The sequence below is a fragment of the Pseudomonas viridiflava genome, from assembly GCF_900602065.1.
GTDB lineage: Bacteria > Pseudomonadota > Gammaproteobacteria > Pseudomonadales > Pseudomonadaceae > Aquipseudomonas.
The window spans coordinates 25,837-46,707 of the sequence record NZ_UWFN01000347.1; the positions used below are offsets into that span (position 1 = coordinate 25,837).

Sequence of the window (20,871 nt, forward strand, 5' to 3'; positions counted from 1 at the left end):
TTGCGGGCGATGTGTTCGCCTCTGGCTGATGCCTTTTTATTGATAGATCAATGCACGTGCTGCAAGGGATCGAGTGCGCGAACGTGCTCGATTTGCCATCCAATTGGCACAACATCGCCAACACTCAACGCCGGATCCAGCTCAGCGATGGGTTGCTTGACGAAGAAGTCGGTTTTGCCTGCCACTTCCAGGCGCACACGAACGTGGTCGCCCAAATACACAAATTCTGCGACGCGACCGGAGAAACGGTTCACGCAGCTCTCGCTGTTGCCATTCAAACTGATGCGCTCCGGGCGGATCGACAATGTCACGGCGTCGCCGACCTGGCCGACATTGACGGCCAGCGCCTCAACCTTCTCGCCACGCTCCAGCTCAACCACACAACGCTCGCCGTTGTGGCTGAAAAGCTTGCCGTTGAGGCGGTTGTTTTCACCGATGAAGTTGGCAACGAAAGTATTTTTCGGCTCTTCATAAAGATTACGCGGTGGCGCGATCTGCTGGATTTCGCCTTGGTGAAAAACGGCCACGCGGTCGGACATGGTCAGCGCTTCACCCTGGTCGTGAGTCACGTAGACCACGGTCACGCCCAGACGCTGGTGCAGGTGTTTGATTTCCATCTGCATGTGCTCACGCAGTTGCTTGTCCAATGCACCGAGCGGTTCATCCATCAGCACCAGCTGCGGTTCGAAGACCAGTGCGCGAGCCAATGCCACGCGCTGCTGCTGACCGCCGGACAATTGCGCCGGATAGCGGTGAGCGAACGTGCCGAGCTGAACCATGTCCAGTGCACGTTTGACCTTTTCAGTGACGTCGGTCTTGCTCATGCCACGCACTGTCAACGGGAAAGCCAGGTTCTCAGCGACGGTCATGTGCGGGAACAGCGCGTAGTTCTGGAACACCATGCCGATATCGCGCTTGTGCGGCGGCACGTTGTTGATGGCGCGCCCCGCCAACAGGATTTCACCGGCCGTCGGTGTCTCGAAACCGGCCAGCATCATCAGGCTGGTGGTCTTGCCGGAGCCGGACGGCCCTAGCAAGGTCAGGAACTCGCCTTTGCGAATGTCCAGGTTAAGGTCTTTGACGATAAGGGCTTCGCCGTCGTAGCTCTTTTGCACACCACGGAAGCTGACCAGAACATCATTAGCCCCAGCGCTTGATTCGACGTTGCTCATTACCCACACCTTTGTTTTGTCTGCGTGAGAGCAAGCCTAGTTTAGGCCGCAGACCGCGCAAATCGGGGGGTAGGAGAGATTGGGGTAGGGATTGCCCTACAAGGATGGCGCGGATAGGTATGTTCGACTTGGGGATCCCATTGACCCTATCGCGGGCAAGCACCGCTCCCACAGGAGATTGAGTACCCCTGTGGGAGCGGTGCTTGCCCGCGATAAGGACGACACGGTCTCGAATAGGTCGTTTTCAGATCACAACAACTTATGTTCCATCGCATATTTCACAAGATCAGCCAGAGAATGGAGATTCATCTTTTGCATCAGCCGCGCTTTATGCGTGCTTATGGTTTTGCTGCTCAGGTTCAGTTGCTGGGCGATATCGTTAACGTTCGCCCCCTGCGCCAGTCGCTCGAACACCGAGAACTCGCGCTCCGACAGCAGTGAGTGCAATGGGCGGTTGTCGGTCAGCCCCACTTCGAAAACCATCCGGTCTGCCAGATCCGGATCAATGTATCGACCGCCAGACGCCACTCGACGAATCGCGGTCAACAACAACGCCGGGTCGCTGTCTTTGGTCGCATAACCGGCAGCACCGACTTTCAATGCCCTCGCAGCCATCTGCGCTTCATCATGCATGGACAGCACGAGGATCGCAGGGGGATTGCTCAGCGCACGGATACGGGGAATCGCCTCCAGACCGTTGACGCCCGGCATCGAAATGTCCAGCAGCACGACCTCACACTCCACCTGGCGCAGGGCTTCCAGCAACTGCTCGCCATTGCTGGCCTCACCCACCACGAGCAAGTCCTTGGCCAGGCCAATCAGTTGCTTGATGCCCTCACGCACAATGGTGTGATCTTCGGCTACCAGTACACGAATCACTTCTGTTGCTCCTGCCCGACTTGATACAGCGGAATGTACGCCCGCAAGGTTGTGCCCTCACCCGACTGGCTGTCCAGTTCCAATCGGCCACCGAGCATCAATACCCGTTCACGCATGCCGACCAGGCCGAACGACACAACCTTGCCCTGGGGTTGAACAAAGCCCACGCCGTCATCGGCGATCGTCAGGCACATCACACCCTCATCAAGAGTAAGACTCACCTCAACGGTGTGCGCCTGGGCGTGACGCATGACGTTGGTCAGCGCCTCCTGAAGTATGCGGAACATGCCTATCGCCCGCGCATCGCTCAGCGCAGGCAGATTATCCGGCACGTCCACCAGGCACGGTATTTGAGTGCGCACCTCAAAGCGTTGCGCCTGCCACTCGATGGCGGAGGCGATACCGGCATCAAGGATCGGCGGGCGAAGCGCGGTGGCCACATCGCGCACCAACTGGAATAGCTGCGATATCAGGCGTTTCATGCTGTTCAGCCGATCGCGCAAGCCTTGATCAAGATCGGCATAGGCCAGCTCACACATGGAGGTTTCCAGCTTCAGCACCGTCAGCATCTGTCCCAGCTCGTCATGCACTTCGCGGGCGATACGCGCCTTCTCCTCCTCGCGCACGCTTTCCAGGTGTGCGGACAGCTCGCGCAATTGCTCATGGTAACGACGCCGCTCGGTGACGTCGGTGAGGAACACCACCAGATACTCGGACGCCTCAAAACGCAGAAAACTCAGAGAAACGTCGGCGGGCAGGACGCTGCCGTCGGCGCGCACGCAATTGGTTTCGAATGTCTGGGCGATGCCCTCGCGGGAGCGGGCACTTTTCCACAAGCCTAACCAGCGATCCATGTGCAAGGTGGGCTCGAAATCAATCAACGGCCGGTCCACCACACCGCCCGACGCATAGCCCAGCATGGCTTCTGCCGCATGGTTGGCGTAGCGCACCCGACTGTCCCAGTTGACCCAGAGAATGCCTACCGTGCTTTGATCAATGGAAAACTGGGCCAACCTCAACGCTTCTTCGCCCGCCTCGCGCCGAGCCAGGTCTTCGCGAGCCACTAATACATCGCGCTCCAGCGACTGCTGCTGGCGCCGCTGCCAGATCACGATGGCGAAACTGGCCAGTAGCAATACCAGAAGCAAAAGGCAGATGTTCTGCCAGAAGCCCGGCGACTCGCTGGCTTTAACCGCGTTAAGCGGTAACCAGCGCGCGTGTAACTGGTCAAGCTCCTTGGCGGGAATGGCGTGCAGGGCGACGCTGATAATTTCCGCCAACTGCGGCACATCCCGTCGGGAGGCAACACGCAGCAGCTGGGGATAACCGATATCGCCAACAATACTCAGCCCGGCAAACTCCGGCTCCCGGGACAAACGGCTGAGCTGCGCTTCATCCAGCACGGCATAGCGTGCTTGCTGGCTCAGCAGCAACTGCAGCGCTTGTCGGTCCAGTGGCACGCCCTGCAAATTGATGTGTGGATAAGTACTGCGTAGATAGTCGGCAGTCACGCTGGGCATGCGGATCACTACACGCGTGCGGCTGTCGAGTTTCTCGAGGTCCACGACGCCAGAACCATCGCGCTCGCCCACCACCAGTTGCGAAACCCGCATGTAGGGGTCGGAAAACAGCCAGAGCCGCAGCCCTGCGGGGGTTTGGGTCAAACCCGGGGCGATATCCACCATACCCTGCGCAAGCGCCTCTTCGAGAGCGGCCTGATCAGGGAAGTTGCGCCATAGCAATTCGGTTTGCAGGCTTCTCGCGAGTAAATTCACCAGGTCAACGTTGGCACCGGAAAGCTGCTGCTGACGACGGTCCAGTTGTGCATAAGGCGCTTGCATGACCAGGCCGACACGCAAGGGGCCACGCTGTGCAAGCCACGCCCGTTGCTCCGCCGACAGAGGTGTTGACGCGGCAGGCTCTGAGTCAGCGCGGGCCGCCGTGTTGAAAATCATCAAGAGCAAGGCCAGACAGCCGATAACTCCAGTGCGCTGCAGAACCATCATAAAGGTGCCGTTCCCATGTGTTCGATGTAGTCCTTGAACCGATGCGCCGCTCAAGCATGAGCCTGACAAATCTTTACCAACCCATTAGGCTGCCGGGATAGTTTCTGGCCTGGAATATCCAATGTCCTACACATTTCGCGCAACGCTTCCTTCGCTCTGTCTGGCGCTGATACTACCTTGCGCGTTACCTGCCATGGCGGCAGATACTGCCCCTGCAAAAGACCCGGCAACCGAACCCGCCGCCGAACGCGCACCACTGCTACCTCGCACCCAGGAAGACGCGCTGGCTCTGGAAGGACGCTTGCCGGTTGCCGATCAGCAGCAATTGCAGGCTGGCGAGGACAGTTTTCTCGCACTGTGGAAGCCTGCAAACACTGACGACCCTAAAGGCGCGGTGATCATTATTCCGGGAGCCGACGAATCAGCCGATTCGCCGGACACAGTAGGCCCGCTGCGTCGCAAGTTCCCGGACATTGGCTGGGCCAGCCTGAGCCTGACCATGCCCGATCAACTCGCTGACTACAGCCAGGCCAGAGAAGCAGAGGCGCCAGCCGAAGCAGGTAACGCTGAAAAGCCTAAAGATGCCGCCCCCAGCGAAGCCGATAAAACCGCAGCGGCAGAAAAGCAGGCGGCTGAAGAAACCGCCCGCGCCGCTGCAGCCGAGGAGCAAGCCAAGGCCCAGGCTGAACGCATTTTTGCTCGAATCGAAAGTGGTATCAGCTTCGCACAACAGAACAAGGCTCGCAGCATTGTCCTGCTCGGTCATGGCAACGGCGCCTATTGGGCCGCTCGCTACCTGAGCGAGCGCCCGGCACCGTTAGTGCAAAAATTCGCCATGGTCACAGCGCGGGAACCGCAAGACGCAAAACCGCTGCTCACCGAGCTGATACCTGGCCTCAAGGTGAAAACCTCTGACTTTATCTATAAAGACGCAACCCACCGAGCAGCGGTTGAACGCTTGCAAGTCAGCAAGCGCACAAAAGGACCGGGTTACAGCCAGATTCCCCTGACCGCAATACCGGGTAACTTCGCCGCCGAACAGGAACAGATGTTTCGCCGGGTTCGCGGGTGGGTTGAGGCGCAGTGATCAAGAGTTGAAATACTGCAGCTATACGGACTGTGTGGGAGCAGGGCAGGCCCTGTTCCCACAGGATATGAAACACAACGCAATAATCAAAACCCGCGCCGCGCTTTGATCACTTTGTAGGCGTTATGCAAATCCTGGGTCCGGTCCGTTGCGTCGCGCACCTGCAACTGGCTCGCGCCTGAACCGGCCACTTTATCCGGATGATGCCGACTGAGCAGGCGGCGGTAAGCACGCTTCACATGCGTCGGTTCGGTATCGGCCTGCACCCCCAGCAGTTTCAAAGCCGCCTGATAATCGTTGCTGTTGTTCGCCAGCGGTTTTCGGGGAACCTCATGCTCAGCGGCTAAAGACGCCACTCTGGTTGCTGACCAGCCTAGCCACTTGCCCCACCAGACAATTAGCTCTCGCTCGCCACGTGAAGGGCTACCGTTGGCCCATGCCATGCGCCAGCAGGCGCGTAGCAATCCCTCAGCTGTATGGGGCTGGGGCGCCAGCCGACGCAGATAACCGCGAAGATTGTCGCCCCCATCCTTGCCCCGATTGAAAGCTGCGATAGCCCGACGCTGAGCGGACTCCCCCATGCCCATACGTTGCATTTCCGCTCGTGCCTGCTGGATATGTTGCTCTACAACCCGACCGTCCTTTTTCGCCAGCCGCCCCAGCAACACGAACAACAGTTCATCGTCACGCAGCGCCACGGGACCACCCATGCGCTCACGCAAATGCGCCCAGCTTTGCAGGGCAAGGCGCCGATCCAATGCCTGCCCCAACAGCGCACCCAGCAAAGCTCCAGGGATACTGGCAATGGCAAATCCGGCTCCGGCACCCAGCAATGTGGTCGGCCAGAGCATTCAGCCACCCGCCGTGAGCAATTGCTCAACTGCCGCGAGGCGCTCATGGGTACCGACATCAACCCAGCGGCCCTCGAAATGCTCACCTGTCACCTGTCCCTGATCCATTGCCGCACGCAGCAAAGGCGCAAGCTTGAAAGCTCCGTCCTTACAGCCGGCAAATAACCGCGGATGCAAGATGGCGATGCCACTGTAGGTAAGCCGGGTGCCCGCATCGTGGTCGACGCGAACCTGCCCATCGACCAACGAAAAGTCACCCTCAGGGTGATGCGCCGGATTGTCGATCAGTACGAGATGAGCCAGACCGGCTAAAGGTGCGCGCAGCGCTCTGAAGTCGTAATCGGTCCAGATATCACCATTGACGACGACAAAAGGTTGATCACCCAGCAGCGGCAAAGCACGAAAAATACCGCCGCCCGTCTCCAGAGGTTCACCCTCGGGAGAATACGCAATGCGTAGCCCCAGACGCTCACCGTCGCCCAGGTAGTCTTCGATCTGTTGCCCGAGCCAGGCGTGGTTGATCACCACGTCATGGAACCCTGAATCATGCAACGCACGCAGATGGTACTCGATGAGCGGCACGCCGCCTGCGCGAACCAGTGGCTTGGGTGTGTGCAGGGTCAGCGGGCGCATCCGTTCGCCTTTTCCCGCTGCGAGAATCATCGCTTTCATGCCAGCCTCGTCAACACAATCAATGACCTTGTTTTAGTAATGACCTTCATATCCGGAAGCGATTCAAACCGAGCCGCCCGCCGGTTGCTGCAAGCTGCTCAGTAAATCGGCCAGTTCAGCCAACTCTGGGCGCCGCGCCAGCACCGTCTCGATATAAGCGAAAAAGCGTGGGACATCGGCCAGGTAACGGGGTTTGCCGTCACGGTGGCAAATACGGGCGAATATTCCGATGACTTTCAAGTGGCGTTGCACACCCATCAGATCACTGGCTCGCATGAATGTGTCGAAATCATCCTGCACAGGGATACCCAGATCACGCGCCTTATCCCAATAGTTCTTCAGCCAGCCATGCACTCGTGCCTCGGGCCAGCTCAGGAAAGCGTCCTTGAACAAGCACGTCACGTCATAAGTAACCGGCCCGTACACTGCATCCTGGAAGTCCAATACCCCGGGATTAGGTTCGCTGTGCATCAGATTGCGAGGCATAAAATCGCGATGTACCAGCACTTTCGGCTGTGCCAGCGCACTTTCGATCAACAAGTCACTGGCCCGCTGCCATTTCGCCAGTTGCTGTTGATCCATCTCGATACCCAAGTGCTTGCGCACATACCACTCTGGGAACAGCTCCAGCTCGCGACGCAGCAAGGCGACGTCGTAGCTTGGCAATGGTGCATCCATTGGCAGTTGCTGATAAGCCAGCAGCGCATCGAACGCATCGGCGAACAAGGCATCGGCGTTATGTTCGTCAATCACATCGAGATAGGTTTTTCGTCCCAGATCGTTCAGCAGCAAAAAGCCCTGAGCAAGATCTTCAGCATAAATTTCAGGAACATTAATCCCTGACTTTCTTAACAAATGAGCGATATCTACGAACGGTTTGCAGTTTTCCTGAGGAGGTGGAGCGTCCATGACAATAAAAGTGTGCTCACCATCCTCCCAGCGAAAATAACGACGAAAGCTGGCATCGCTACTGGCCGCAGTCAACGTGGCCGGGGGTATCGCACCCCAACCTTGCGCAGAGAAAAGCGCTGGAAGCTGCTCATCGAGCCAAGTTTTCAGGTGTTGCAGGCGTACATCTTGATCTGGCATTGCAAGGGTCTCCGACGGCGCTAGCCGTCAAGCGGGTCATGCTTTATTATCCGACATCTTTTTCAGCCCATCGAGAGGCGTGCGGCCCCCCCGCGGGCAGATGGCGCGCAGGAAGCCCGGATTAATAAGATGGCATTGAAATCCCCCGCGTTTCGTAAAAAATTTCCGTTGCTCGTAACCGGCAGTTTGCTGGCGATGCAACCTCTTGCCACCCCGTTCGCGGTCGCAGCGGAACAGTATGACTGTTCAGTGTCTGCTGCGGGCGCCTGGAATTGTGCGCCGAAGTCCAATGCAGTCGAGCTGCCCCCACGTCCTGTGCACAGCACTACGTCGGTCAGTTCCAACGGCACGGTCACCTCGGAAAGCAGCTCCACCAGCGAACCAGCCGTGGCCAAGACCCAGCTGGTGACCGATGCCAAAGGGCGCGGTCTCAAGTCGCGGAGTGCTGACTACAGCCACCTGGACTGGGTTCCTCGCGAAAGCCTGACGCCGGCACAGCTGGCAGAAACCGGACCTTACTGTTCCGGGGCCTACGTCGAGCCGATCCGACCTGGCATGGATGACAAGACGCCAATGAAAGACGCGCCGATGTTTATCGGTGCCAAGGCCTCGCGTTATCAGCAAGAAGAACAGATTGCTTCGCTGGCAGGTGACGTCGTCATGCGCCAGGGCAGCATGCAGGTCCAGGCCCAGGAGGCCAACCTGTATCAGGCAGAAAACCGCGGCGAGTTGAACGGCGACGTTCGCATGCGCGACAACGGTGCGCTTATCGTCGGTGACCGTGCCGAGCTGCAGCTGGATACCGGTGAAGCCCAGATCGACAACGCCGAGTACGTGCTGCACAAGTCGAACGTGCGCGGTAACGCGCTGTACGCCAAGCGTGCCGAGAACGCGATCATTCGCCTCAAGGACGGTACATACACGACGTGCGAGCCAAACAGCAACGCGTGGACGCTCAAAGGCAACAACATCACGTTGAACCCGGCTACCGGTTTCGGTACCGCGACCAACGCCACCCTTCGGGTCAAAGACATACCGGTGTTCTACACCCCGTATATCTACTTCCCGATCGATGACCGTCGCCAGTCCGGTTTCCTGCCGCCATCCATTGGCACCAGCAGCGATACCGGCCTCATGCTGGTCACGCCTTACTACTTCAACCTGGCACCGAACTACGATGCCACGCTCTATCCTCGTTACATGTCCAAACGCGGCATGTTGATGGAAGGCGAATTCCGCTACCTGACCAAAACAAGCGAAGGTCAGTTCGGCGGCGCCTACCTGAACGACGATGACGATGATCGTAAACTGCAGACGGATTACGAAGACACTCGCTGGATGATCAACTGGCAGCACAAGGGCGGGCTGGATTCGCGCTTGCTGACAGAGGTCGACTACACCGACATCAGTGACCCGTATTACTTCCAGGACCTGGAAACAGCTCAGATCGGCGTTGAGTCCAGAGAATACCTCAACCAGCAGGGCGCCCTGACCTACCGCGGAGATACCTTCACGGCGCGGCTTAATGCCCAGGCCTACAAGCTGGCGACGATCTCGGACATCACCCCGTACAACCGTCTACCGCAGATCACCTTCAATGGTTCCCTGCCGTACCATCCAGCGGGCCTTCAGTTTGACTATGAAACTGAAGCCGTACGTTTTGACCGGGATCTTGAAACCGGTAACTTCGTGGACCGCGACGGAGTCATCGCAAGTCGTCTCGACCAAAACGTGGCGGGCCTGGCTCGCGCCAACGGTGATCGTTTGAATCTGGCACCGGCCGTGAGCCTGCCGATGAATTGGTCCTATGGCTACCTGACGCCGAAACTGAAGTACGTTTATACCCAGTACGATCTGGACCTGGACGGCAGAGGCAAGCAAAGCTTGCTGGCTGGCGAGGAATACAACAGCAGCGAAAGCCGAAGTGTTCCGATCTTCAGTGTCGACAGCGGCCTGTACTTCGATCGCAGCACCCAGTTGTTCGGTACGAACTACCGCCAGACCCTGGAGCCGCGCCTGTTCTATCTCTACGTTCCGGAGAAAGACCAGACCGACATTCCGGTATTCGACAGTTCTGAAACAACGTTCAACTACAGCTCGCTGTTCCGCGACAACCGTTTTGTTGGTTCCGACCGCATCGGTGACGAGAACAAGCTGTCGCTGGGCGTGACCAACCGCTGGATTGAAGACGACGGCTTCGAACGCCAACGCTTCAGTATCGGTCAGGCACTGTACTTCAAGGATCGTCGAGTTCAGCTTCCAGGCGTCGACTGGAGAACACGTGACGATGCGCAGGCCAATGTCTCGCCTTACGCGCTGGAATACGAATATCGCTTCAACCGCGACTGGCGCTTCAATTCGGACTTCAACTGGGATCCGGATAGCCACAGCACCCGTTCCGGCAGTGCCATGTTCCACTACCAGCCAGAGGACGACGTCAACAAGGTCGTCAACCTCGGCTACCGCTACCGCAACGACCTGGTCCGCTACGACCAGAGCACCGGTCGGTGGAGTGTCGGTGGTGGTGACTACGGCACACCTGGGCAACCGGGCTACGTGAAGGACTACTACAAGATCCAGCAGCACGACTTCTCGGTCATCTGGCCAATCGTGCCGCAATGGAACGCGATCAGCCGCTGGCAGTACGACTACAACCGCAATCGCACAATCGATGCGTTCGGTGGTTTCGAGTATGACAACTGCTGCTGGAAACTGCGTCTGATCAGCCGTTACTGGATCGACTATGACGAGTACAGCCAGGATGCCCCTCAGAACGAGAAAGGCGACCACGGCGTATTCCTACAAATTGTGTTGAAGGGACTTGGTGGCGTTACCGGCGCCAAAGTAGAGAGCTTCCTCGACAAAGGCATCGAAGGTTATCGTGAACGTGAAGACCAAGCTTTCTGATTGTCTGCGCCCGCTGTTGCTGGGCGCATTGTTCCTGGGGACTGCGGCGAATGCCGCAGTTCAACAACTGGACAGCGTGGCAGCCATCGTCGATAACGATGTGATCATGAAGAGCCAAGTGGACCAGCGTGTCCGCGAAGTTCAACAGACCATCGCCAAGCGCGGCTCGGGCGTACCACCCGCCGAGGCACTGCAGCCGCAGGTTCTGGAACGTCTGATTCTGGAAAACCTGCAACTGCAGATGGGTGATCGCTCCGGCATTCGCATCACTGACGAAGAGTTGAACCAGGCAATCGGCACCATTGCTGAACGCAACAACATGAGCGTGGAACAATTCCGCGCCGCGTTGGCCCATGACGGTCTTTCCTACAACGATGCTCGCGAGCAGGTTCGTCGGGAAATGATCATCAGCCGGGTGCGTCAACGCCGTGTGGCCGAGCGCATTCAGGTTTCGGAACAGGAAGTGAAAAACTTCCTCGCATCCGACCTTGGCAAGGCTCAGCTGTCTGAAGAGTTCCATCTGGCCAACATCCTGATCCCTACGCCTGACAGCGCATCGTCGGACCAGATTCAGGCTGCTGCCCGTAAAGCTCAGGATCTGTACAGCAAGCTCAAGCAAGGCGCCGATTTCGGTCAGGCAGCCATTGCCAACTCAGCAAGCGAAAGCGCCCTCGAAGGCGGTGACATGGGCTGGCGTAAAGCGGCTCAACTACCGCCTCCGTTCGGCGACATGCTGGGTTCGATGCCTGTTGGCGACGTGACGCCTCCCGCTCGCACTCCGGGCGGTTTCATCATCCTCAAGCTGCTGGAAAAACGCGGTGGCCAGGGCCAGGCACAGATGCGCGATGAAGTTCACGTGCGTCATATCCTGATCAAGCCAAGCGAGATCCGCAGCGAAGAAGAAACCCGACGTCTGGCGCAGAAGATTTACGACCGTATCGAGAGTGGCGATAACTTCGCCGACCTTGCGAAAAGCTTCTCGGAAGATCCAGGTTCGGCGCTCAACGGTGGTGATTTGAACTGGGTTGATCCTAACTCGCTGGTTCCAGAGTTCCGCCAGGTCATGAACGACACGCCGCAAGGCACTTTGTCCAAACCGTTCAAGACAGCCTATGGCTGGCATGTACTGGAAGTGCTGGGCCGTCGCGCCACGGACGCAACCAACCAGGCTCGCGACCAGCAAGCACTGACAGTTCTGCGTAACCGCAAGTATGACGAAGAATTGCAAACCTGGTTGCGTCAGATCCGTGACGAAGCCTACGTTGAGATCAAACTTCCTGGCGCAGCCCAGGCTGCACAGTGAAACCCAAGCGTTTCGCACTGACACCCGGCGAGCCGGCCGGCATTGGTCCTGACCTTTGCCTGCTGCTCGCCACGCAGCCCCAGCCTCACCCCCTTATTGCCATTACCAGCCGCGACCTGCTCTCCGAGCGGGCCGCGCAACTGGGCGTGGCCGTTGATCTCGTCAGCGTGACACCAGACGCATTCCCGGACATCGCCGCCCCTGCGGGTAGCCTTTACGTCTGGGACACTCAGTTGCAAGAGCCAGTGGTGACCGGTCAGCTGAACAAGGCCAACGGCGCATTCGTCCTGCAAACCCTGACCCGCGCCGGGCAAGGCTGCATGGACGGCCACTTCGCCGGCATGATCACAGCCCCTGTGCACAAGGGCGTCATCAACGAAAGCGGTATCGCCTTTTCGGGCCACACCGAGTTTCTGGCTGAGCTAACCAAGACAGAACAAGTGGTGATGATGCTGGCCACGGGCGACCTGCGTGTAGCACTGGTCACCACACACCTGCCGTTGCGCGATGTGGCCGACGCGATCACCCCCGAGCGCCTGGAACGCGTCACACGCATCCTGCACGCCGATCTGGTGAACAAATTCGGCATCGCCCAGCCTCGCATTCTGGTGTGCGGACTTAACCCTCATGCGGGTGAAAGCGGGCATCTGGGCCGCGAAGAGATCGACATCATAGAACCTGCTTTGGAGCGTCTGCGCAGCGAGGGCCTGGATTTACGCGGGCCACTGCCAGCCGACACTCTGTTTACCCCCAAATATCTGAAGCACTGCGACGCAGTGCTGGCGATGTACCACGACCAGGGCTTGCCTGTACTCAAGTACAAAGGCTTCGGGGCTGCCGTCAACGTGACGCTGGGCCTGCCGATTATTCGGACCTCTGTCGACCACGGCACTGCGCTGGACCTTGCAGGCACCGGCAACGTCGACACCGGTAGCCTGCAAGTCGCCCTGGAAACCGCCTATCAGATGGCCGAGACCCATTCATGACCGAGCAATTCCAACACAAGGCGCGCAAGCGCTTCGGACAAAACTTCCTGCATGACGCAGGCGTGATCGACAAGATCCTGCGAGCCATCCACGCTCGCCCGGAAGAGCGCCTGCTCGAAATCGGGCCCGGCCAGGGTGCCTTGACCCAAGGCATACTCGGCAGCGGCGCCCAACTGGACGTCGTCGAACTGGACAAGGATCTGATTCCTATCCTGATGCATCAGTTTGGTAATAAACCCAACTTCAAGCTGCATCAGGGCGATGCACTGAAGTTTGACTTTACCAGCCTAAACGCGCCGGCCAATAGCCTGCGGGTGGTCGGCAACCTGCCTTACAACATCTCCACCCCGTTGATTTTTCATCTGCTGAACAACGCCAATCTGATCCGCGATATGCACTTCATGCTGCAAAAGGAAGTGGTTGAGCGGATGGCGGCGGTACCTGGCGGCGGTGATTACGGTCGTCTATCGATCATGGTCCAATACCACTGCCGGGTTGAACACCTGTTCAACGTAGGTCCAGGCGCTTTCAACCCGCCGCCGAAAGTCGATTCGGCGATCGTGCGTCTGGTGCCTCACGAAACCCTGCCACATCCGGCCAAGGATCACCGTCTGCTTGAGCGCGTGGTACGTGAGGCGTTCAACCAACGCCGCAAAACACTGCGCAACACACTCAAATTACTGCTCAGCAGTGATGACATTACTGCCGCCGGCGTCGACGGCAGCTTGCGCCCCGAACAGCTGGATCTGGCCGCGTTCGTTCGTCTCGCGGACAAGCTGAGCGAGAAATCAGCTCAGGCTTGAGCTTGCAGGACATGTAGATGATCGAAGACTGATTGGTCATTTATCGTTTACATGTCCTAGACTGATTCCACCGGCTTTCCGGTTCTATCCGCATTCGCTTCCAAGGCCTACCGCATGCCCGATTCCCGATACCAGGTCGACGTCAGCGTCGTCACACGCTTCCTGGCAGAGCAGTCACAACCCGAACAGAATCGCTTTGCCTTTGCCTACACGGTTACCGTCCACAACAGCGGCGAGTTGCCTGCAAAACTGCTGTCCCGGCATTGGGTGATCACCGATGGTGACGGTCACGTCGAAGAAGTTCGCGGTGAAGGGGTTGTGGGGCAACAACCCCTTATCGATGCAGGGCAAAGCCACACCTATAGCAGTGGCACCGTCATGACCACCAAGGTCGGCAATATGCAGGGCACGTATCAAATGCTCGCCCAGGACGGCAAGCGCTTCGATGCAGTTATCGCGCCGTTTCGCCTGGCGGTACCGGGGTCTCTGCACTGATGCCGGTGTATGCCGTTGGCGACCTGCAAGGCTGCCTCGAACCGCTGCAATGTCTGCTGGAACATGTGAACTTCGACCCGGCCAGGGACCAGCTCTGGCTGGTGGGCGATCTGGTGAACCGCGGCCCTCAATCGCTTGAAACCCTGCGTTTTCTCTACAGCATCCGCGAGTCGGTCACTTGCGTACTGGGTAACCACGACCTGCATTTGCTCGCCGCCTCGCGCAATATTGAACGCCTGAAAAAAGGCGACACCCTGCGCGAGATCCTTGAGGCGCCGGACAGCGACAACCTGCTGCAATGGATTCGTCGGCAAAAACTGCTGCACTACGATGCTGGCCGCAACGTTGCAATGGTCCATGCAGGCATACCACCGCAGTGGTCACTGAAAAAAGCGATCAAGTGCGCCGCCGAAGTGGAAACTGCCTTGCAGGACGATGGCTTGTATCCGTCTTATCTGGAAGGCATGTATGGCAACGAGCCCAGCAAATGGGACAGCGACCTGCAGGGCGTCACACGACTAAGGGTGATCACCAACTACTTCACCCGTATGCGGTTCTGCACGAGCGAAGGCAAGCTGGACCTGAAGGGCAAGGAGGGTGTCGACACCGCCCTGCCCGGCTATCAGCCATGGTTCAAACATCCGGAGCGAAAGACCCGTGATGTGAAAATCATCTTCGGCCACTGGGCCGCGCTGGAGGGCCGCTGCGATGAACCTGATGTCTATGCACTGGACACCGGCTGCGTATGGGGTTCGGCAATGACCATGCTCAACGTTGACACCTTTGAGCGGTATCTTTGCGATTGCGATGACCATGGCAATGCCGAATCAGGGGCGACCCGGACAATTCTGCATGACCCGGCAGGCGTGATCAGGCGTTAAACTCAGCACAATACAATGCAACTGTAGGAGCTGCCGAAGGCTGCGAAGGGTATATCTACTACGCCTTTATTCGCAGCCTTCGGCAGCTCCTACAGAATCAATCCCGGATAAATTCAAAGGAGCCAACCATGACCGAGTTCAAACGCATCCCGCCAGAACAGGCTCAAGCGCTGCGCGAGCAAGGCGCAGTGCTGGTAGATGTTCGTGATCCACAGACTTTCGCCAGCAACCACATTCCCGACTCCCAGCATCTGGATAACCACTCCATTGCCGATTTCATTCGCAATGCCGATCTGGATAAACCAGTGGTTGTGGTCTGCTACCACGGCAACTCTAGCCAGAGTGCGGCAGCATATCTGGTGAACCAGGGTTTTTCCGATGTCTACAGCCTTGATGGCGGATTCGAGCTATGGCGCAGCACCTTTCCAGCTGAAACCGCTCAGAGCTGACAGAAAATATTTTTATTTCAGTTGATCCCGCGTCCTGCGCGGGTTCGCGTCCTAACTGACGGACGGTCAGGCAGTCTTTCTGTTCATCCCTTCTTTATCTTTCCGATTCCGAACTATCCTTAGCCTCAGGCCATCCGTAATCAGGGGAGAGCCGGTACACCGGCGCGTGGGTCATCGGTAGCTACTTTTATGGTGTTTGGGGGGTAAACGGCATCTGGATTCTCAGCTGCTGCCAACATCGACTGACGATCCGCCGCCGGCTCTACGTATCGAGCGAGGTGACGTCATGAGTATTTTTAGCCACTTCCAACAACGCTTTGAATCGACACGCCAGGAGGAGCTCTCCTTACAGGAGTATCTGGAGCTCTGTAAGCAGGATCGCAGTGCTTATGCGTCTGCGGCAGAAAGACTGTTGCTTGCTATTGGCGAGCCAGAGCTGGTTGATACCTCAACCAACTCCAGGCTATCGAGGATCTTCTCCAACAAGGTCATCCGCCGCTACCCGGCCTTTGCCGACTTCCATGGGATGGAAGAATGCATCGACCAGATCGTCTCGTACTTCCGCCATGCCGCTCAGGGCCTGGAAGAGAAGAAACAGATCCTTTACCTGCTCGGCCCGGTCGGTGGCGGTAAGTCATCGCTGGCTGAAAAACTCAAACAACTGATCGAAAAAGTCCCGTTCTACGCGATCAAGGGCTCGCCGGTTTTCGAGTCTCCGCTCGGTTTGTTCAATGCAACCGAAGACGGTGCGATTCTCGAAGAAGACTTCGGTATCCCGCGTCGCTATCTGAGCACCATCATGTCGCCTTGGGCGACCAAACGACTGGCTGAGTTCGGGGGCGACATCAGCCAGTTCAAAGTAGTCAAACTCTATCCATCGATCCTCAATCAGATTGCCGTGGCCAAAACCGAGCCTGGCGACGAAAACAACCAGGACATTTCAGCGCTGGTCGGTAAGGTCGATATTCGCAAGCTTGAAGAGTACCCACAGAACGACGCCGACGCTTACAGCTATTCTGGCGCGCTGTGCCGGGCCAACCAGGGCCTGATGGAATTCGTCGAGATGTTCAAGGCGCCTATCAAGGTGCTGCACCCCCTGCTCACCGCCACCCAGGAAGGTAACTACAACAGCACCGAAGGCCTGGGCGCGATTCCCTTTACCGGCATTCTGCTGGCCCACTCCAACGAATCGGAATGGCACAGCTTCCGCAACAACAAGAACAACGAAGCGTTCATCGACCGGATCTACATCGTAAAAGTGCCGTATTGCCTGCGCATCAGCGATGAGATCAAGATTTACGACAAACTGCTGTTCAACAGCTCTCTGTCCAAGGCCCATTGCGCGCCCGACACCCTGAAAATGCTGGCGCAGTTCACCACTCTTTCTCGCCTGAAAGAGCCGGAAAACTCCAACATCTATTCCAAGATGCGCGTCTATGACGGCGAAAACCTCAAGGATACCGATCCAAAGGCGAAGTCGATTCAGGAGTACCGTGACAGCGCGGGCGTCGACGAAGGCATGAATGGTCTTTCGACTCGTTTCGCGTTCAAGATTCTGTCCAAGGTGTTCAACTTCGATCCACACGAAATTGCCGCCAACCCGGTGCACTTGCTGTACGTGCTGGAGCAGCAGATCGAACAGGAGCAGTTCCAGGCCGAAACCCGCGAGCGTTACCTGCGGTTCATCAAGGAGTACCTGGCGCCGCGCTACATCGAGTTCATCGGCAAGGAAATCCAGACCGCATATCTGGAGTCCTACAGCGAATACGGGCAAAACATCTTCGACCGCTACGTGCTGTACGCAGACTTCTGGATTCAGGATCAGGAATACCGCGACCCGGAAACCGGAGAAATCCTCAACCGCGTAGCCCTGAATGAAGAGCTGGAGAAGATCGAAAAACCTGCTGGCATCAGCAATCCGAAAGATTTCCGCAACGAGATCGTCAATTTCGTATTGCGTGCTCGTGCCAACAACAACGGCAAGAACCCGACCTGGCTCAGCTACGAGAAGCTACGCGTGGTGATCGAGAAGAAAATGTTCTCCAACACCGAGGACCTCCTTCCCGTCATCAGCTTCAATGCAAAAGCCAGCAAAGAGGATCAACAGAAACACAACGACTTTGTCACCAGGATGGTCGAGCGGGGCTACACCGACAAACAGGTACGGCTTCTTTCCGAATGGTACCTACGGGTCCGGAAGTCGCAGTAAGGCAGCTGCAAGCGTCCAGCTACAAGCTGCAAGAAAGAAGCGCGTGAAATCTGATAGCCGGGTAATCGCTTCTACTTGCAGCTTGCAGCTCACAACTTGAAGCTCCCCGGAGGGGCCTATGAGCTATGTGATCGACCGACGTCTCAATGGCAAGAACAAGAGCACGGTAAACCGCCAGCGGTTTTTACGGCGCTACCGTGATCACATCAAGAAAGCAGTCGAAGAAGCCGTTAGCCGCCGCTCCATTACCGACATGGAACACGGCGAGCAAATCAGCATTCCCGGTCGTGATATCGACGAACCGGTGCTTCACCATGGTCGGGGCGGCAAACAGACCGTGGTCCATCCCGGCAATAAAGAATTCACCTCAGGCGAACATATCGCTCGCCCGCAAGGCGGTGGTGGCGGCAAAGGGCCGGGCAAAGCCAGTAATTCCGGCGAAGGCATGGATGAGTTCGTTTTCCAGATCACTCAGGAAGAGTTTCTGGAGTTCATGTTCGAAGACCTCGAACTGCCCAATCTGGTGAAACGCAACCTGACCGGCACCGACACTTTCAAAACCGTACGCGCTGGCATCAGCAACGAGGGCAACCCCTCGCGCATCAATATCATCCGCACCCTGCGTTCCGCTCACGCGCGTCGCATTGCCCTGTCCGGCAGCAGCCGCGCCAAACTCAAAGAAGCGATCACTGAACTGGATCGTCTCAAACGTGAAGAACCGGATAACTTCGGCGATATTCAGGAACTGGAAGGGGAAATCGACCGATTGAAAGCTCGTATTCGACGAGTGCCTTACCTGGATACCTTCGACCTCAAATACAACCTGCTGGTCAAACAGCCCAACCCCAGTTCCAAAGCGGTGATGTTCTGCCTGATGGACGTGTCGGGCTCCATGACTCAAGCCACCAAAGACATCGCCAAACGCTTCTTCATCCTGTTGTACCTGTTCCTCAAGCGTAACTACGACAAGATCGAAGTGGTCTTCATCCGTCACCACACCAGCGCCCGGGAAGTCGACGAGGAAGAGTTCTTCTACTCAAGGGAAACCGGCGGCACCATCGTTTCCAGCGCACTCAAGCTGATGCAGGAAATCATGGCTGAGCGTTACCCCACCAACGAATGGAATATCTACGCGGCTCAAGCGTCGGACGGCGACAACTGGAATGACGACTCCCCGATCTGCCGCGACATCCTGATCAAACAGATCATGCCGTTTGTGCAGTACTACACGTACGTGGAAATTACCCCACGTGAACATCAAGCTTTATGGTTCGAATACGAGCGTATCGGTGAAGCATTCGCCGACACGTTTGCCCAGCAGCAGCTGGTCTCTGCCGGTGATATCTATCCGGTATTCCGTGAACTCTTCCAGCGCAGGTTAGTGACATGACCGCTAGAGAGCAGAAGCGCCAACCCCTGTCCACGGGTTCAGAGTGGACGTTCGAGCTCATTCAGGCCTACGACCGCGAGATCAGCCGTATCGCGGAACGCTATGCGCTGGATACCTATCCCAACCAGATTGAAGTGATCACGGCTGAGCAGATGATGGACGCCTATGCGTCAGTGGGGATGCCGCTGGGTTATCACCATTGGTCCTACGGCAAACACTTCCTGAGCACCGAGAAATCCTACACACGCGGCCAGATGGGTCTGGCCTACGAGATCGTCATCAACTCTGATCCGTGTATCGCTTACCTGATGGAGGAAAACACCATCTGCATGCAGGCACTGGTCGTTGCTCACGCGTGTTACGGGCACAACAGTTTCTTCAAGGGTAACTACCTGTTCCGCACCTGGACCGACGCCAGTTCGATCATTGATTACCTGGTGTTTGCCAAGCAGTACATCATGCAATGCGAAGAGCGCCACGGTATCGATGCGGTCGAAGACCTGCTCGACTCCTGCCACGCACTGATGAACTACGGCGTCGACCGTTACAAGCGCCCTTACCCTATCTCTGCCGAAGAAGAGCGTCGTCGCCAGAAAGACCGGGAAGAGCACCTGCAGAAACAGATCAATGACTTGTGGCGCACTATCCCTAAAAATGCGGACAAGAACAGTAAAGAGGACAATGCTCGCTTCCCCGCCGAACCGCAGGAAAACATCCTCTACTTCATCGAAAAACACGCGCCGCTGCTGGAGCCCTGGCAGCGGGAAGTGGTGCGCATCGTGCGCAAGATTGCACAGTACTTTTACCCTCAGCGCCAGACTCAGGTCATGAACGAAGGCTGGGCGACGTTCTGGCACTACACCTTGATGAACGACCTTTACGACGAAGGCCTGGTCACCGACGGTTTCATGATGGAGTTCCTGACGTCGCACACCAGCGTCATTTATCAACCGGGCTTCGATAGCCCCTACTACAGCGGTATCAACCCTTACACATTGGGGTTCGCGATGTACCGGGATATTCGCCGGATGTGCGAAGAACCCACAGAAGAAGATTACCGCTGGTTCCCCGAACTGGCTGGCACAGACTGGCTGACGGCGGTGAAATTCGCCATGAGCAGCTTCAAGGACGAGAGTTTTATCCTGCAGTACCTGTCGCCCAAGGTCATTCGGGATCTGAAGCTGTTCAGCATCATGGACGATGATCAGAAAGACGACTTGCTGGTGCCTGCCATCCACGATGAACCCGGCTACCGAATCATTCGCGAAACCCTGGCGGCGCAGTACAACCTGGGTAATCGCGAACCCAATGTGCAGATTTACAGCATTGATCGCCGCGGCGATCGCTCGCTGACCCTGCGCCATCAGCAACATGACCGCAAACCGCTCGGCGACTCTACCGATGAAGTCCTCAAGCATCTGCATCGGCTGTGGGGCTTTGATATCCATCTGGAAACGCTACAAGGTGACCAGATAATGAAAACTCATCACGTCCCCCCTAAAAGCGAGCATGCCGACAGTGAATATCCCAGGCTTGATCTGGCGGTAGTGCATCTTTAGGAACATCACCTTGCCCACGGGTTGGCGATGTTCTCAAACTCAATGACAGCCCAATGGGACCGAATTCATTCGGGAAGGCAGGAGTTCAGGCGATCCATACGCTGCGGATTTACCGGCCTCTTCGCGAATGAAT

The 20,871-nt window shown here is 57.2% G+C and carries 17 protein-coding genes; 11 read left to right on the top strand and 6 right to left on the bottom strand.

What is annotated here, in order from left to right; translation table 11 throughout:
* Positions 1-47 precede the first annotated feature (47 nt).
* From EE949_RS25865 to EE949_RS25875, 3 genes are all read right to left on the bottom strand, one after another.
* Positions 48-1,172 carry an ABC transporter ATP-binding protein gene (locus EE949_RS25865; protein WP_122666900.1) on the bottom strand — a complete coding sequence of 375 codons (1,125 nt, stop codon included), beginning with the start codon at positions 1,170-1,172 and terminating at the stop codon, positions 48-50.
* 249 nt (positions 1,173-1,421) lie between these two features.
* A complete protein-coding gene (locus tag EE949_RS25870) occupies positions 1,422-2,051 on the bottom strand; it encodes a response regulator (RefSeq protein WP_122666901.1) in 630 nt (209 codons plus the stop codon).
* Entirely contained in the window at positions 2,048-4,057 is a 2,010-nt protein-coding gene (locus tag EE949_RS25875) for a PAS domain-containing sensor histidine kinase (protein ID WP_122666902.1), read from the bottom strand. The genes EE949_RS25870 and EE949_RS25875 overlap by 4 nt, the downstream gene beginning before the upstream one ends.
* Before the next feature lie 121 nt (positions 4,058-4,178).
* On the opposite strand from EE949_RS25875, the gene EE949_RS25880 reads away from it, so the two are divergent.
* Positions 4,179-5,144, top strand: a complete 966-nt coding sequence (locus EE949_RS25880) for an alpha/beta hydrolase family protein (RefSeq protein WP_122666903.1) — start codon at positions 4,179-4,181, stop codon at positions 5,142-5,144.
* An 86-nt stretch (positions 5,145-5,230) separates the two neighbouring features.
* Here EE949_RS25880 and EE949_RS25885 read toward each other — a convergent pair whose 3' ends face one another.
* The 3 genes from EE949_RS25885 to EE949_RS25895 form a co-directional block, all read right to left on the bottom strand.
* The gene (locus EE949_RS25885) at positions 5,231-5,995 is read right to left on the bottom strand and encodes a DnaJ domain-containing protein (RefSeq protein ID WP_122666904.1); all 765 of its coding nucleotides are present in this window, start codon (positions 5,993-5,995) and stop codon (positions 5,231-5,233) included.
* Positions 5,996-6,667, bottom strand: coding sequence for an N-acetylmuramate alpha-1-phosphate uridylyltransferase MurU (murU, locus tag EE949_RS25890; protein WP_122666905.1), 672 nt, complete (start codon positions 6,665-6,667; stop codon positions 5,996-5,998).
* Between the two features lie 63 nt (positions 6,668-6,730).
* Positions 6,731-7,756 carry an aminoglycoside phosphotransferase family protein gene (locus EE949_RS25895; RefSeq protein WP_122666906.1) on the bottom strand — a complete coding sequence of 342 codons (1,026 nt, stop codon included), beginning with the start codon at positions 7,754-7,756 and terminating at the stop codon, positions 6,731-6,733.
* Between the two features lie 129 nt (positions 7,757-7,885).
* On the opposite strand from EE949_RS25895, the gene EE949_RS25900 reads away from it, so the two are divergent.
* The 10 genes from EE949_RS25900 to EE949_RS25945 all read left to right on the top strand — a co-directional run bounded on the left by EE949_RS25900 (position 7,886) and on the right by EE949_RS25945 (position 20,738).
* The gene (locus EE949_RS25900) at positions 7,886-10,663 is read left to right on the top strand and encodes an LPS-assembly protein LptD (RefSeq protein ID WP_122666907.1); all 2,778 of its coding nucleotides are present in this window, start codon (positions 7,886-7,888) and stop codon (positions 10,661-10,663) included.
* A complete protein-coding gene (gene surA / locus EE949_RS25905) occupies positions 10,644-11,966 on the top strand; it encodes a peptidylprolyl isomerase SurA (protein ID WP_162873895.1) in 1,323 nt (440 codons plus the stop codon). Before EE949_RS25900 ends, surA begins: the two co-directional genes overlap by 20 nt.
* Complete coding sequence (pdxA, locus tag EE949_RS25910) at positions 11,963-12,952, top strand: 4-hydroxythreonine-4-phosphate dehydrogenase PdxA (RefSeq protein WP_122666909.1); 990 nt, start codon at positions 11,963-11,965, stop codon at positions 12,950-12,952. Before surA ends, pdxA begins: the two co-directional genes overlap by 4 nt.
* Positions 12,949-13,755: a 16S rRNA (adenine(1518)-N(6)/adenine(1519)-N(6))-dimethyltransferase RsmA gene (gene rsmA, locus EE949_RS25915; RefSeq protein WP_122666910.1), complete on the top strand. Its 807-nt coding sequence runs from the start codon at positions 12,949-12,951 to the stop codon at positions 13,753-13,755. Before pdxA ends, rsmA begins: the two co-directional genes overlap by 4 nt.
* A gap of 114 nt (positions 13,756-13,869) precedes the next feature.
* On the top strand, positions 13,870-14,250 hold the full coding sequence (apaG, locus tag EE949_RS25920; protein WP_122666911.1) for a Co2+/Mg2+ efflux protein ApaG: 381 nt from the start codon (positions 13,870-13,872) through the stop codon (positions 14,248-14,250).
* Positions 14,250-15,131, top strand: a complete 882-nt coding sequence (locus EE949_RS25925) for a symmetrical bis(5'-nucleosyl)-tetraphosphatase (RefSeq protein WP_122666912.1) — start codon at positions 14,250-14,252, stop codon at positions 15,129-15,131. Before apaG ends, EE949_RS25925 begins: the two co-directional genes overlap by 1 nt.
* Before the next feature lie 128 nt (positions 15,132-15,259).
* Complete coding sequence (gene glpE / locus EE949_RS25930; protein WP_122666913.1) at positions 15,260-15,580, top strand: thiosulfate sulfurtransferase GlpE; 321 nt, start codon at positions 15,260-15,262, stop codon at positions 15,578-15,580.
* Between the two features lie 286 nt (positions 15,581-15,866).
* A complete protein-coding gene (locus EE949_RS25935) occupies positions 15,867-17,789 on the top strand; it encodes a PrkA family serine protein kinase (RefSeq protein WP_122666914.1) in 1,923 nt (640 codons plus the stop codon).
* A gap of 118 nt (positions 17,790-17,907) precedes the next feature.
* Positions 17,908-19,179 carry a YeaH/YhbH family protein gene (locus EE949_RS25940; RefSeq protein WP_122666915.1) on the top strand — a complete coding sequence of 424 codons (1,272 nt, stop codon included), beginning with the start codon at positions 17,908-17,910 and terminating at the stop codon, positions 19,177-19,179.
* A complete protein-coding gene (locus tag EE949_RS25945; RefSeq protein ID WP_122666916.1) occupies positions 19,176-20,738 on the top strand; it encodes a SpoVR family protein in 1,563 nt (520 codons plus the stop codon). The genes EE949_RS25940 and EE949_RS25945 overlap by 4 nt, the downstream gene beginning before the upstream one ends.
* Positions 20,739-20,871 lie beyond the last annotated feature (133 nt).